The organism is Lysobacter sp. N42 (assembly GCF_004344885.1).
The window spans coordinates 1-14,350 of sequence record NZ_SKFB01000016.1 but is presented as its reverse complement, the minus strand read 5'-3'; the positions used below and the strand labels follow the sequence as shown (position 1 = coordinate 14,350).

9 protein-coding genes, 1 pseudogene and 1 riboswitch are annotated in these 14,350 nt (G+C 72.2%); of the genes and pseudogenes, 5 read left to right on the top strand and 5 right to left on the bottom strand.

The window, feature by feature from the left end:
• Window position 1 precedes the first annotated feature (1 nt).
• Window positions 2-1,264: a multidrug effflux MFS transporter gene (locus EYQ95_RS17490; protein WP_132328683.1), complete on the bottom strand. Its 1,263-nt coding sequence runs from the start codon at window positions 1,262-1,264 to the stop codon at window positions 2-4.
• Window positions 1,265-1,409: 145 nt separating this feature from the next.
• Here EYQ95_RS17490 and EYQ95_RS17485 point away from each other — a divergent pair, with 145 nt between their 5' ends.
• Window positions 1,410-3,248, top strand: coding sequence for an ABC transporter ATP-binding protein/permease (locus tag EYQ95_RS17485; RefSeq protein ID WP_132328681.1), 1,839 nt, complete (start codon window positions 1,410-1,412; stop codon window positions 3,246-3,248).
• Window positions 3,249-3,529: 281 nt separating this feature from the next.
• A riboswitch (glycine riboswitch) is annotated at window positions 3,530-3,645 on the top strand.
• Window positions 3,646-3,801: 156 nt separating this feature from the next.
• Window positions 3,802-6,714, top strand: a complete 2,913-nt coding sequence (gene gcvP, locus EYQ95_RS17480; protein WP_132328679.1) for an aminomethyl-transferring glycine dehydrogenase — start codon at window positions 3,802-3,804, stop codon at window positions 6,712-6,714.
• A gap of 51 nt (window positions 6,715-6,765) precedes the next feature.
• Here gcvP and EYQ95_RS17475 read toward each other — a convergent pair whose 3' ends face one another.
• Both EYQ95_RS17475 and EYQ95_RS17470 read right to left on the bottom strand, forming a co-directional pair.
• Window positions 6,766-7,938 carry a GGDEF domain-containing protein gene (locus EYQ95_RS17475; RefSeq protein ID WP_165924769.1) on the bottom strand — a complete coding sequence of 391 codons (1,173 nt, stop codon included), beginning with the start codon at window positions 7,936-7,938 and terminating at the stop codon, window positions 6,766-6,768.
• A gap of 75 nt (window positions 7,939-8,013) precedes the next feature.
• Window positions 8,014-10,650, bottom strand: coding sequence for an excinuclease ABC subunit UvrA (locus tag EYQ95_RS17470; protein ID WP_132328675.1), 2,637 nt, complete (start codon window positions 10,648-10,650; stop codon window positions 8,014-8,016).
• Between the two features lie 213 nt (window positions 10,651-10,863).
• On the opposite strand from EYQ95_RS17470, the gene EYQ95_RS17465 reads away from it, so the two are divergent.
• Window positions 10,864-11,085, top strand: coding sequence for a hypothetical protein (locus EYQ95_RS17465; RefSeq protein ID WP_132328673.1), 222 nt, complete (start codon window positions 10,864-10,866; stop codon window positions 11,083-11,085).
• 9 nt (window positions 11,086-11,094) lie between these two features.
• Here EYQ95_RS17465 and EYQ95_RS17460 read toward each other — a convergent pair whose 3' ends face one another.
• Together EYQ95_RS17460 and EYQ95_RS17455 are read right to left on the bottom strand one after the other, a co-directional pair.
• Window positions 11,095-11,817, bottom strand: coding sequence for an anti-sigma factor (locus tag EYQ95_RS17460; RefSeq protein WP_132328671.1), 723 nt, complete (start codon window positions 11,815-11,817; stop codon window positions 11,095-11,097).
• Complete coding sequence (locus tag EYQ95_RS17455) at window positions 11,814-12,245, bottom strand: RNA polymerase sigma factor (protein ID WP_243699976.1); 432 nt, start codon at window positions 12,243-12,245, stop codon at window positions 11,814-11,816. The genes EYQ95_RS17460 and EYQ95_RS17455 overlap by 4 nt, the downstream gene beginning before the upstream one ends.
• On the opposite strand from EYQ95_RS17455, the gene EYQ95_RS17450 reads away from it, so the two are divergent.
• Window positions 12,222-13,637 carry a S8 family serine peptidase gene (locus tag EYQ95_RS17450; RefSeq protein ID WP_243699972.1) on the top strand — a complete coding sequence of 472 codons (1,416 nt, stop codon included), beginning with the start codon at window positions 12,222-12,224 and terminating at the stop codon, window positions 13,635-13,637. The genes EYQ95_RS17455 and EYQ95_RS17450 overlap by 24 nt on opposite strands.
• 230 nt (window positions 13,638-13,867) lie before the next feature.
• Window positions 13,868-14,350, top strand: a pseudogene (locus tag EYQ95_RS17445) (hypothetical protein); the annotation flags it as partial.

Here is a 14,350-nt window from a genome sequence, read left to right as displayed (position 1 = left end):
CTCAGCCGCCCTCGCCGCCCGGCACGTCCACCGCCTGCGGGCGGCCCGGGCGGCGAGTGGAGCGCCGCGACTCGGCGCGCCAGAACGCATAGCCCACCGCGGTCATCGATGCCGCGCCGGCGGCGAGCCAGCGCGGGTCGCGCGTGAGCCAGGGCGAGACCACGCCGGCGATCACCGCGTTCACGACCAGACTGGTGAAGGCCTGCAGGGACGAGGCCGAGCCGCGCTGGCGCGGGTACATGTCGAGGATCGCCAAGGTGATGACGGGGAACACCAGCGCGATGCCAAAGGCCTGCAGGCTCATCGGCAACACCGCCCAGGGCACCTCGGGCACCGGCACGGCGATGCTGTAGGCGAGGTTGCCCGCCACCGCCAGCGCACCCGCCGCGAACCCCAGCTGCACCAGCCGATCCCCGCTGAGGCGCCCGGCGGCGCGCCCGGATACGAAGGCGCCCAGCACCATGCCGCCGATGGTCGGAACGAAGAACCAGCCGAACTGCGTCTCGTCCAGCGGGCGGCCGTCCAGGCGCAGGATGTCCAGGACGAAGGCGGGCGCGGACGCGATGTACAGAAACAGCGCGGCGAAATTGAAGGCCGAGGCCGCGGCCAGCCGCTGGAAGCGCGGATTGACGAAGATCGCCGCGTAGTCGCGCAGCAGGTTGCGCGGAACGAACTTCAGCCGCGCGGCCGGCGGATGCGTCTCCGGCAGCGTCGCCCAGGTCGCGACGATCAGCGCGACCGCGAAGGCGACCAGGAACCAGAAGATCATCGGCCAGCGGCTCCAGCCCAGGATCCAGCCACCGACGATCGGCGCCACGGCCGGCGCGATGCCGAAGATCATCGAGACCTGGCTCATCAAGCGCTGTGCATCGGGGCCGTGCAGCACGTCGCGGATGACGGCGCGGCCGACGATGAGCCCGACGCCGGACGACAGGCCCTGCAGCGCGCGGAACGCCAGCAGCGTGGGCAGATCGGTCGCGAGCGCGCAGCCGGCGGAGGCGGCGGCGAAGACGACCAGCCCGCCCAGGATCACCCGCCGCCGGCCGAGCGCGTCAGACAGCGGCCCGTGCAGCAGGCTGGTGAGCGCGTAGGCGACCAGGTACACGCTGATCGTCTGCTGCATCGCCACCTTGTCCGCGCCCAGCTGCGCGCCGATCGCCGGGAATGCCGGGAATATCGTGTCGATCGAAAACGGGCCGAACATCGCCAGGCCGCCGAGCAGGAGGGCAAGGCGGCGCGTCGACGGGCGGGCGGCGTCGGTCATCGGCGACTGGCGGGCGGGTCGCCAGATTAGCCGCGCGTGCGTCCGTCGGGGGTGGACGCGGGGCGACGCAGCATCCCGCGCATCCGGACGGATCATCCCGCCGCGGCGGCTTGCCGCATTCGCGCCCCGCCCCTACGTTCCCGCGATGGATCCCACGCCCCTCACCGTGCGCGAGCGCGGAACGCGCCGCAGCGACTTCGGCATCCTGCGCTCGCTGCTGCCCTATCTGCGCCCGCATACCGGCCGCATCGCCATCGCGCTGGGCTGCCTGCTGGCGGCCAAGCTGCTGCTGCTCACGGTGCCGCTGCTGCTCAAGCGCATCGTCGACTCGCTGGACGTCGAGCCCGACCTGCGCCTGCTGCCGGTACTGCTTCTCGCGGCCTATGGCGCGGCGCGCGTCGGCTCGAACCTGTTCACCGAACTGCGACAGGTCGTGTTCGCACGCGTGATGGCGCGCACGGCGCGGCAGGTGACGCTCGAGGTGTTCCGCCACCTGCATGCGCTGAGCCTGCGCTTCCACCTGCAGCGGCGCACCGGCGGCGTCTCGCGCGACGTCGAGCGCGGCGGCACCGCGATCACCGACCTGCTGGACTGGACGATCTACACGATCATCCCGACGTTCATCGAGGTCACGCTGGTCACCATCCTGCTCGTCGTCGCCTACGGCTGGGAGTTCGGTGCGATCACCCTCGCCACGCTGGCCGCCTACATCGGCTGGACCTTCGCCGTCACCGAATGGCGTACGCGCTACTACCGCGCGAAGGTGGAGGCGGACACGAAGGCGAACGCCCGCGCCATCGACTCGCTGCTCAACTACGAGACGGTGAAGTACTTCGGCAACGAGGAGCACGAGGCCGGGCGCTACGACGCCAACCTGCGCGGCGTCGAGGAGGCCACGGTGATGAGCCTGAAGTCGCTGGCCGTGCTCAACGTCGGCCAGGCGGCCATCGTGTCGCTGGGCGTCACCGCGCTGATGTGGCGCGCGGCGGCCGGCGTGGTGGCGGGCGAGTTCACCCTGGGCGACCTGGTGCTGGTCAACGCCTACCTGCTGCAGCTGGCCGCGCCGCTGAACTACCTCGGCATGATGTACCGCGAGATCAAGCAGGCGCTGACGAACATGGAGCGCCTGTTCGGCCTGCTGGACGAGCGCCTGGACGTGCAGGACAGGCCCGGCGCCGCCGTGCTTCGCACGCGCCAGGCGCACGTGCGCTTCGAGGACGTGCGCTTTGCCTACGACCCGCGGCGCGAGATCCTCAAGGGCGTGAGCTTCGAGATCCGCCCGGGGCAGACGGTGGCCGTGGTCGGCCATTCCGGCTCGGGCAAGTCCACGATCGCGCGCCTGCTCTACCGCTTCTACGACCCCGACGCCGGCCGCATCAGCATCGACGGCCACGACCTGCGCGACCTCACGCAGGCCTCGGTGCGCGCGGCGATCGCGACCGTTCCGCAGGACACGGTGCTGTTCAACGACACCATCTTCTACAACATCCTCTATGGCCGGCCGGACGCCACGCGCGATGAAGTCGAGGCGGCCGCCAGAGCCGCGCACATCCACGACTTCATTCTCGCGATGCCGGACGGTTACGGGACGGAGGTGGGCGAACGCGGCCTCAAGCTTTCCGGCGGCGAGAAGCAACGCGTCGCCATCGCGCGCGCGCTCTTGAAGAACCCGGCGATCATGATCTTCGACGAAGCGACCTCGGCACTCGATTCGCGCTCGGAAAAGGCCATCCAGGCCGAACTCGAGCGCATCGCGCAGGGCCGCACCACGCTCGTCATCGCGCACCGGCTGTCGACGGTGATGAACGCCGACCGCATCCTGGTGATGGATTCCGGCCGCATCGTCGAGCAGGGCACCCACGAGGAGCTGATCGCCGCGCTCGGGCCCTACGCACAGCTGTGGCAGCTGCAGCTGCAGGCGGCCGATGGAATCGGCGCCTCGCACCAGGATCCGCCACGGATGGACGCGGATCGACACGCATAAGGCGTGCGGCGCGATGGCGGCCGGGCGCCGTGACGCCACGCGCGCATGTCGTGTGCAATGCAGGACGGCCCCGTAGCGTGCGGCCGCCCATCCGTGTCGATCCGCGTCCATCCGTGGCTGACCTCCCGGCCCGGCTGCCCGCCGCGCGGTGACTCGCCGTCCGCGCCGCGCCTCCCCTGCCCCGGCTACAATGGTCCGGACGCACCCGGTGGGAGAAGCGGGCCCGGCCCGCTGCCGAAGGCGCAATCGCCCGGAATCGCTCAGGCCCCCATACCGCCGGTTGCACACACTCTGGAGAGATCGGCCTGCCCTCGGGCACGCGCCGGCGCCGAAGGGGCAAGACACGCCACCTCCCCCGCGTGTCGAAACTCTCAGGCAGAAGGACGGAGGGGCGAGCGGGAGCTTTCGCGCGGCATGGCCGTGCGCCCGCGAGCGCCAGGCGGCCCTGAGGCCGGCTGGCTGGCGGTCGTCGCGCGACTTGGCTCGCGGGAAGGGCCGCCGATGCCGGCCGCGAGGCCGGTGCCCCTTTCCGCTGCCCGCCCCGGACATCGCCATGACCCAGCCCGCCTCCCTCCGCGCCCTCGAGCACCACGACGGCTTCCTCGAGCGGCACATCGGCCCGAACGAGGCCGAGATCGCGCACATGCTGCGCACCGTCGGCTACGACTCGCTCGATGCCCTCACCGACGCGATCGTGCCCGGCTCGATCCGCTCGCAGAACCCGCTGTCGCTGCCCGAGCCCATCAGCGAGGTCGAGGCGCTGGCGAAGATCCGCGCGGTGGCCGCGAAGAACAAGGTGTACCGCAGCTTCATCGGCCAGGGCTACTACGGCACGCACACGCCGAACGTCATCCTGCGCAACATCCTCGAGAACCCCGCCTGGTACACCGCGTACACGCCCTACCAGGCCGAGATCTCGCAGGGACGAATGGAAGCGTTGATCAACTTCCAGACGATGGTCGCCGACCTCACCGGCATGGAGATCGCCAACGCCTCGCTGCTGGACGAGGCCACCGCCGCCGCCGAGGCGATGACGCTGGCCAAGCGCTCGGCCAAGTCGAAGTCGAACGTGTTCTTCGTGTCCGACGGCGTGCATCCGCAGACGCTCGAGGTGCTGCGCACGCGCGCCGAGCCGCTGGGCATCGAGCTGGTGGTGGGCGACGACGCGCAGGCCGCGGCGACCGATGCCTTCGGCATCCTCCTGCAGTACCCGACCACCTTCGGCGGGATCCGCGACTACCGCACGCTGGCCGAGGCCGTACACGCGCGCGGCGGCCTCGTCGCCGTCGCCACCGACCTGCTGGCGCTGACCCTCATCGCCGCACCGGGCGAATGGGGCGCCGACATCGTCGTCGGCAACAGCCAGCGCTTCGGCGTGCCCTTCGGCTTCGGCGGCCCGCATGCCGCGTTCATGGCCTGCCGCGACGCCTTCAAGCGCTCGATGCCCGGCCGCCTGATCGGCGTATCGGTGGACGCCGAGGGCAAGCCCGCCTACCGCCTCACGCTGCAGACGCGCGAGCAGCACATCCGCCGCGAGAAGGCCACGTCCAACATCTGCACCGCGCAGGTGCTGCTGGCGGTGATGGCCTCGATGTACGCCGTCTACCACGGCCCCGAGGGGCTGACGCGCATCGCGCGCCGCGTGCATCGCCTGGCCGCCATCCTCGCCACCGCGCTGCGCAAGGCCGGCATGGCGGTGGACGAGGGCTTCTTCGACACCCTGCACGTCACGGGCGTGGACGCCAACGCCATCCACGACCGCGCGCTGGAAGCCGGCATCAACCTGCGCCCGCTCGACGGCCGCAGCATCGCGCTCAGCCTGGACGAGACGACGACCCGCGACGACGTGGTCGCCATCGCGCGTGCGTTCGGGGTGGACATCGACGACGTCGACGCGCTCGACGCCGAGACCGCGGACGCCCTTCCGCAGGGCCTGCTGCGTACGTCGAAGTTCCTCGCCCACCCCGTCTTCAACACCCACCACAGCGAGCACGAGCTCCTGCGCTACATGCGCATGCTGGCCGACAAGGACCTCGCGCTGGACCGCACGATGATCCCGCTGGGCTCGTGCACCATGAAGCTTAACGCCACCGCCGAGATGATCCCGGTGACGTGGCCGGAGTTCGCCAACATCCATCCGCTCGCGCCCGCCGAGCAGGCCGAGGGCTACCGGCAGCTGATCACCGAGCTGGAGCAGATGCTGGTCGAGTGCACCGGCTACGACGCCGTGAGCCTGCAGCCCAACTCCGGTGCGCAGGGCGAATACGCGGGCCTTCTGGCGATCCGCGCCTACCATCGCGCGCGCGGCGAGGGCCATCGCGACATCTGCCTCATCCCCGAGTCGGCGCACGGCACCAACCCGGCCTCGGCGCAGATGTGTGGCATGCAGGTGGTGGTGACCAAGTGCGATGCCAACGGCAACGTCGACGTCGGGGACATCCGCGCCAAGGCCGAGAAGTATGGCGACCGCCTTGCCGCGATCATGATGACCTACCCCTCCACCCACGGCGTGTTCGAGGAGGACGTGGTGGAGATCTGCGAGATCGTGCACAGGCACGGCGGCCAGGTCTATACCGACGGCGCGAACATGAACGCGCTGGTGGGCGTGGCCAAGCCGGGCAAGTGGGGCTCGGACGTTTCGCACCTCAACCTGCACAAGACCTTCTGCATTCCGCACGGCGGCGGCGGCCCGGGCGTGGGCCCCTGCGCGGTGAAGTCGCACCTCGCGCCGTTCCTGCCCGGCGCCCTCGGGTGCAACGGCGTGCGCACCGAAGGCGTCGGCAATGGCGAGGTGGGCATGGTGTCGGCGGCAAGCTTCGGCTCCGCGAGCATCCTGCCGATCAGCTGGATGTACATCACGATGATGGGCGCCGAGGGCCTGCGGCGCGCCACGCAGGTCGCGTTGCTCAATGCCAACTACATCGCCAGGCGCCTGGCGCCGCACTATCCGACGCTGTACTCGGGCCGCAACGACCTGGTCGCGCACGAGTGCATCCTCGACCTGCGCCCGATCAAGGACGCCACCGGCATCTCGGCCGAGGACGTGGCCAAGCGCCTGATCGACTTCGGCTTCCACGCACCCACGCTGAGCTTCCCGGTGGCGGGCACGCTGATGGTCGAGCCGACCGAGAGCGAGTCGCTGCACGAGCTGGACCGTTTCATCGACGCGATGATCCAGATCCGCGAGGAGATCCGCGCGGTGGAGGACGGCCGCCTTGACCGCGAGGACAACCCGCTGAAGAACGCGCCGCACACCGCCACGCAGGTGACGGCGTCGGAGTGGACGCGTGGCTATCCGCGCGAGCTGGCGGCGTTCCCGCTGGCCACCCTGCGCCAGCACAAGTACTGGCCGCCGGTAGCGCGCGTGGACAACGTGTACGGCGACAAGAACGTGTTCTGCTCCTGCGTGCCGATCGAGGCCTTCGCCGGCGAGCCGGAGGCCTTCAGCGAACCGAACGTGATGTGAGTCCGCCTGCCGGACGATCGAAGGCCCCGGACTTCCGGGGCCTTCGTCGTTTCAGTGCGCGAGTTCGACGCGTGCCCGGCCGGCCTGCTTGGCCGCGTACATGGCCTGGTCGGCACGCTGCAGCAGCGCGGCGGCGTCGTCACCGGGGCGGAAGCAGGCCACGCCCGCCGAGAAGCTCAGGCTCCAGTCGCCCGCGCGCACGCCGCGCATGGCCGCCAGCAGCGCCTCCACGCGCTCGCGGGCCTGCGCCGGCGAACGCGTCGGCATCAGCAGAAGGAACTCCTCGCCGCCCCAGCGCCCGATCACGTCCGAGTGCTGTACCGCGGCCCGCGCCCGCGTCGCGAACGCACGCAGCAGGGCATCGCCCTGCGCATGGCCGAGACGGTCGTTGATGCGCTTGAAGTGGTCGATGTCGATCACCGCCACGCAGTAGCCCGCGCCACTGGACGTGGCCTGCAGGTGGAACTCCGCCAGGTGCCCCATCATCGAGCGGCGGTTCGGCAGCCCGGTCAGCTCGTCGGTGGTGGCCAGGCGGCGTACTTCGTCGAGCGCATGGGCCAGCGCCTCGCGCTTGGCACCCAGCGCCGTGCGCAGCGCCGACAGGCGGGCCGCGAGCACCGCCAGCGCGAGCAGCAGTGCCAGCGACATGGCGAGGTTGATCCAGTCGACCGGCAGCGTGGACAGCGATGGCAGGTCGCGCCCGGGTGACGGATTCAGGGCCTGCAGCGTGGTCACGACCACGACGCTGGCCGATGCGAACAGCGCGAGCCGGGCGATCTTGCGGCCTTCCAGCGCGAACGCGCCGAACGCGAAGATCAGCAGCAGCGGAAACAGCGCGACCGTGCGCACGGGGCCGGAGATCAGGTAGCCCCAGCTGACGGCCACGATGCCCATCACGATCTGCCACTGGGTGAGCGAGGGGTCGGCAAAGCGCTCGCTCCAGCCGCTGCGCAGCGCCACGTACGCGAAGGCCAGGCCCGCGCAGACGAACGCGGACCAGGCGAGGACGTGGTCGCGATCCATCCAGCCCGACCGGACGCCTACCGCCATCAGCAGCACGGCGACGGCGTACACACCGCCGGCCGTGACCCACTGCAGCAGGCGCAGCCGACGGCGGCGTTCGGCACCGGCGACGAGTTCGAGCAGGCGCACGCGCAGGCGCGCGCGTCCGGAGGCTCCGGCCGGCGCGTCGGTCGTCGTCGGGGAAGGCGAGCTGTCGTCCAATCGGTCTCCGGGCACCGCCGGGGACTGGTCGCGGCTCGCCATGGACGTTATCGGCACCGGCATCGTGATCTGAAGCTAGCCTTCCAGCACGCGCCGCAGGAAGGGCGCCGTCCTGCCGTCGCCGCCTGCCGCGACGGCCCGTGGCGGCCCGCAGGCCACCAGCCGCCCACCCTGCTCGCCCGCGCCGGGTCCCACGTCGATGACCCAGTCGGCCTGCGCGACCACGCGCATCTCGTGCTCCACCAGCACCACGGTATTGCCCGCGTCGACCAGGCCCTGCAGCTGCACCATGAGGCGGTCGACGTCGGCCGGGTGCAGGCCGGTGGTGGGCTCGTCCAGCACGTACAGCCCGCGGCCGCGCTGGCTGCGCTGCAGCTCGGTGGCCAGCTTGATGCGCTGCGCCTCGCCGCCGGAGAGCTCGGTGGCGGGCTGGCCCAGGCGCAGGTAGCCCAGCCCGATGTCGCGCAGCAGCTCCAGCGGGCGCAGCACCGCGGGCTGGCCGGCGAAGAAGTCGCAGGCGTCCTCGACGGTCATCGCAAGCACCTGCGCGATGTTGCGGCCGTTCCACTGCACGCGCAGCGTCGCCTCGTTGTAGCGCGCGCCGTGGCAGGTGGGGCATGGCGCGTAGACGCTGGGCATGAAGAGCAGTTCGACGCTGACGAAGCCTTCGCCCTCGCAGGTCGCGCAGCGCCCCTTGGCGACGTTGAAGGAGAAGCGGCCGACGTCGTACCCGCGGCGGCGCGCTTCGGGCGTGGCGGCGAACAGGCGCCGCACGTGGTCGAAAAGCCCCGTGTACGTGGCCAGGGTCGAGCGCGGCGTGCGGCCGATCGGTTTCTGGTCCACGCGCACCAGGCGGCGTATCGCATCCACGTCGCCGGCCAGGTGCCCGCGCGTGCGCTCGACGACCGCGGGCACCGGCTCGTCGCCCTCGGGCGCCTCGTCTTCGGGCTCGTGGCCCAGGTGGCCGCAGACCAGCTCCACCAGCGCCTGGCTCACCAGGCTCGACTTGCCCGAACCCGACACGCCGGTGACCGCGGTGAGCACGCCCAGCGGAATACGCGCATCCAGGCCGTGCAGGTTGTTGCGGTGGATGTCGCGAAGCTCCAGCCACCCGGTTGGCGTGCGCGGCGCACGGGGCGGCAGGGGCGCCCGGTCGAACAGGTAACGCGCCGTGGACGAGGCGGCGACCTCGCGCAGGCCCGCCGGCGGCCCGCTGTAGAGGATCTCGCCGCCGCGCTCGCCCGCCTGCGGGCCGACGTCGACCAGCCAGTCGGCGCGTCGCATCGTTTCCAGGTCGTGCTCGACGACGAACAGCGAATTGCCCGCCGCCTTCAGGTGCTCGAGCGCGGCCAGCAGCGCCTCGCCGTCGGCCGGATGCAGCCCGGCCGTGGGCTCGTCCAGCACGTAGACCACGCCGAAGAGGTTGGAACGGATCTGCGTGGCCAGGCGCAGGCGCTGCAGCTCGCCCGGCGAGAGCGTGGGCGTGGCGCGGTCCATCGAGAGATAGCCCAGCCCGAGCGCCTGCAGCGTGCCGATGCGGTCGACCAGATCGGCGGCGATGCGCTGCGCGGCCAGGCGCTTCTCCTCCGACAGGGTCGCTGTGCGATGCACGTCCGGCGCCGCCGCGTGCGTCGCCCTTCCGGACGCGGCACGACGCGCGCGGTCGCGGGTGGTGGCCTCGCGGCCGGCGCGCGAGGCCCGCGCCTGCGCCCGCAGCCCCTCGAAACGCCCTTCGGCGACCGGCCGCAGCAGCTCGGCCACGCGGTCGAAGGGCAATGCCGACAGCGTGCCGATGTCGACACCGGCGAACGTCACCGAGAGCGCCTCGCGCTTGAGGCGCCGGCCGTCGCAGACCGGGCAGACGCTGCCGACCATGAAGCGGGAGACGCGCCGCTTCATCAGCGCGCTCTGCGTGGTGGCGAAGGTGTGCAGCACGTAGCGCCGCGCCCCCATGTACGTGCCCATGTAGGCCGGCTCGGCCTTCTTCTTCAGCGCCGCGCGCGTTTCCGCCGGGGTGAAGCCGGGGTAGACCGGCACGGTCGGCGTTTCCTCGGTGAAGAGGATCCACTCCCGGTCCTTCTTGGGCAGATCCTTCCAGGGGCGGTCGACGTCGTAGCCGAGGGTGACGAGGATGTCGCGCAGGTTCTGCCCGTGCCAGGCCGGCGGCCACGAGGCGATCGCCTTCTCGCGGATGCTCAGCGAGGGGTCCGGGACCATGGTCTGCTCGGTCACGTCGTAGACATGGCCCAGCCCATGGCAGTGCGGGCACGCGCCCTGCGGCGTGTTGGGGGAGAAGTCCTCCGCATAGAGCATGGCCTGCCCGGGCGGATACGTGCCGGCGCGCGAGTACATCATGCGTACCAGGCTCGACAGCGTGGTCACGCTGCCCACGGTGGAGCGCGTGTTCGATGCGCCACGCTGCTGCTGCAGCGCGACCGCGGGCGGCAGGCCCTCGATGGCGTCGACGTCGGGCACGCCGGCCTGGTCGATCAGCCGCCGCGCATAGGGCGCGACCGATTCCAGGTAGCGCCGCTGCGCCTCCGCGTACAGCGTGCCGAAGGCCAGCGACGACTTGCCCGAGCCGGACACGCCGGAGAACACGACGAGCGCGTCGCGCGGAATGTCGACGTCGACGTCCTTGAGGTTGTGCTCGCGCGCACCGCGCACGCGGACGAAGGCGTCGCCGGGCGACGGTCGGGAAGATTCGGTCATGGACGGAACGATGCGGGGCTCCCGGCCCATTCAAGCCACCGGCCACGGCAGCGGCGGTGAAGGCGAAGCGCCTTCGACGGGCAGGCCGGCGCGCGCCCTGCCCCAACGGCCGCTGACCGTGCACGCCGCGCTGACATCGCGCTCGCCCCTGCATAACGCGAGCGGCGGCAGGGTAGCGCCAAGCCGTCGCGTCCGGCGGCGCTGGAGAATCCCATGAGCAAGTCGAAGAAGACGGGCGAGCAGCCCACCCACCACGAGACCAGCACGCAGGTCTTCAAGGCGGTCGACAAGGGCCAGATCAATACGCAGCAGAAGGAAGCGGGCGAGCTGCGCGCGGACAAGGGCAAGCTCGACCAGTCCGAGGGCAGCCACGACGACGGCCAGCCCACCGCGCGCCACGGCCAGGGCGCGGGCTTCAGCCGCAACATCCACTGATCGCCGGCATCAGCGCCAACCGGCATCCCGCGCCGCGCGTTCCTGCGCGGCGTCGAAGACATCCCCCTGCAGGCGCGCGTCGATCGCCGCCTGCACTTCGGCGGGCGCGGCGCTGGAGGCCTGGCGCAGGCCGCCGTCCGCGCCCGTCACGGCGCGGCTCACGACCGGCAGGACCCACCGACCGTTCTCGCGACAGGCCAGGCCGGCCAGCGCGATCTCGCCCTGCACGAAGCTGCGGCAGATGCGGCCGTCGACGTCGCGGAACGTCAGCCCGATCGACGTTGCAGCGCCTGGTGCCGGCGCTCCGGCGAGTGCGCTGTCGAGCTCGCGCGCGAGCGCGCCGTGCGCCACCCGTTGCCCGTCCTGCATGCGTACGGGCCCGGCAGGACGCAGCCACATCGATACGGCCAGCGCGGCCACCGATGCCGCCAGCGCGATGACCGGCGTCCGCCAGCGCGAGCGCGCGAAGGCCCGGCGCGGTTGCAGCTCGACCACGTTGTCCGCGCGGTCCGGCGCGGCATCGGCCGCGAGCGATGCCTGCAGGCGCGCGGGCACGGGTTCGGACAGCACCGGATCGTAGGCGCCGCGCAGCTTCGCCCGCAGGCGCTTCTCGCGCTCGACGCGCGCGGCGACCATCACGTCCGACGCGATCGCCGCATCGATGCGTGCCATGTCGCCCGGCGGAAGTTCGCCGTCGACGTAGGCCTGGATTTCGTGGTCGGTGATGTTCATGCGTCTTCGCCCAGCGCGGCCTGCAAGGTGGTGCGCGCCCGTGCCAGGCGGCTGGTGACGGTGCCGATCGGAATGCCGAGCACTTCGGCCGTTTCCCGGTACGACAGCCCCTCCACCAGCACGAAGGCGACGACTTCGCGCTGTTCCTCCGGGAGCCCCGCCATCGCGGCCTGCACCGACATCGCATCGGCCTGCCGCTCCAGCGCCATCTCCCCGATCCTCTCGCCCGCTTCCTCGGGCGCGAACACGCGGCTCCTCCGCGTCCTGGCACGCAGCTCGTCGAGCCAGGCGTTGCGGAGCATCCCGAATACCCAGGCATCGAGGCGCGCATCCGGGCGCCACGGGTCCGCACGCGAGAGCGCGCGTTCCAGCGCGATCTGCACCAGGTCGTCCGCATCGAAGGCATGGCCGGTCAGCGTCCGCGCCAGGCGACGCAGGCGCGGGAGCAGCTCGGCGAGCCCCTGCTTGAAGTCGGCGTTCGGGTTCGCGCGTTCGACGGGCTCTACGTCTGGCGGCCCGGATTTATTCCCGCGACCTGCGCGGCGCGGTTAGCGGGCGTATGGCGGGCCGATGCCAGCATCCGGCCCGCTTCGAACCGGGCCGTCGACATGCGTGGTCTGTACCGCCTCCCGCTGCTCGCCATCGCCCTGCTCTGCCCCGTGGGGATCGCCCCGGCGCAGCTGCTGCCGGGCGGTGCGGTGCCCTCCCTGCCCGGCGTGGGCGAGGTGACGGGGCCCGTTGCGGGTGCCGCGCGCGGCGTCGTGGCGTCGCCGCTGCTTCGCGAGCCGTTCGACCTCGCGCGGCGCCTGCAGGTGCGGGAACTGCTGCGCCGTGAAGCCAGGCGCGTGGAACTCGACCCCCGCGGCGAGCCGGTGCTGCGCGGCGAGTTCCTCGCGATGGGCCTCGAGGCGACCGCGCGCGATGCCGTGCTCGCGGCGGGCTTCAAGGTCGTACGCGCCGCCGACGAGGGCGAGGCGCTGGGCATCCGAATCGTCGTCCTGCGCGACACGCGCCGACGCGACGCCGGCCGCGCGATGCAGGCACTGCGTGCCGCCGCGCCGGGCGCGGAATTCGCCTACCAGCATCTCTATCTGCCTGCCGGCCCTGCGGTTCCGGCCCGCGCCGCATCCCCCTCCGCGCCGCCGCCGATGCTGCGGGTCGGGCTGGTTGACGGCGGCGTGGCGGCATCGGCCGTGCGAGGCATGCGCGTCGAACGCCTGGGCTGCGACGCGCGCGAGATCGCCGAGCCCCACGGCACGGCGGTGGCGGCGCGCCTGGCGGCCGGCGCGCGCGGCACGCTGTACGCGGCCGACCTCTGGTGCGGTGATCGCGTCGGCCGCGCCACGCTGGGGCTGGTCGAGGCGCTGGGCTGGATGGCGCGCGAGCGCGTGCCGGTGGTCAACGTCAGCCTGGTCGGTCCGGACAATCCGGTGCTCGCGCGCGCGGTCAGGGCCATGGTGGAGCGCGGGCACGTGATCGTGGCGGCGGTGGGCAACGACGGCCCGGCGGCGCCGCCCCTGTACCCGGCGGCCTATGCCGGGGTGGTCGGCGTCAGCGCGGTGGACGCGAAGCTGCGCGTGCTGCCGGAAGCGGGCAGCGGGCCGCAGGTCGACTTCAGCGCGCCCGGCGTGGTCGGTGCCCGCATGCGTGGCACGTCGTTCGCCGCGCCCGTCGTCGCGCGTGCCGCGGCGCTGCTGATGCGCGAACCCTCGCCGCAGCTTGCGCGCGACGTGCAGCGTGCGCTGGCCGCGCGCGCCAAGGATCTCGGAGCCCCCGGGCGCGACGCGCGCTACGGCGAAGGCCTCATCGCCGCTGACTGAACGGATTTCGAACGCGCGCGGCTGGCACGGAAGAACCACGGCCGCCGGTTCGTAGGGCACTCCAGAACCGCGGATGGTCCGCGGCATACGGAGATTCCCCATGCGCAGCAAGTTCGTCATCGCATCCGTCCTCGCTTCCGCCATCGCCATCGCGCTGCCGGCGCAGGCCCAGCTTCTCGGCGGCGGGGGGTTCCATCGGTGGCGGCGTTGCCGGCGGGCTCGGCGGCAGCGTGAACTCGACCCTGGGCCGCGTCGGCGGCGACATCGGCGGCAGCGTGCGGGGCACCGCGTCGGGCGCAGTGGATGCCGTGGGCCGCGCGCAGGCGGCGCGCCAGCGCGCCAGCGAGCGTGCTGCCCGCGCACAGGCGCGCCTGACGCAGTCGGCCGACGCTGCGGTCGATACCGTGGGCACCACGCTGGGGTCCACGGGCGCGGCCGTGGAGGGCGATGCGCGCGGTGACGCGGCGCTCGGCCTCTCGCGCGACGGCGCTTCGTTCGAGGGGCGCGGCGAAGGCACCGCGGCCGCGAGTGCGACGGTCGATACGCGCGCTGCGGCCACTGGCCTGCGGAACGCGCGTGACCGCGCCTCCGCCGCCGGCCAGCGTGGGCTGGGCGTCGCCACCGGCGTCGTCGACAACGCCCGCGGCGCTGCGGTACAGGCGACGACGGCGGCTACCGCGCAGGCACGCGCGGCCGCGACCGCCACGCGCAGC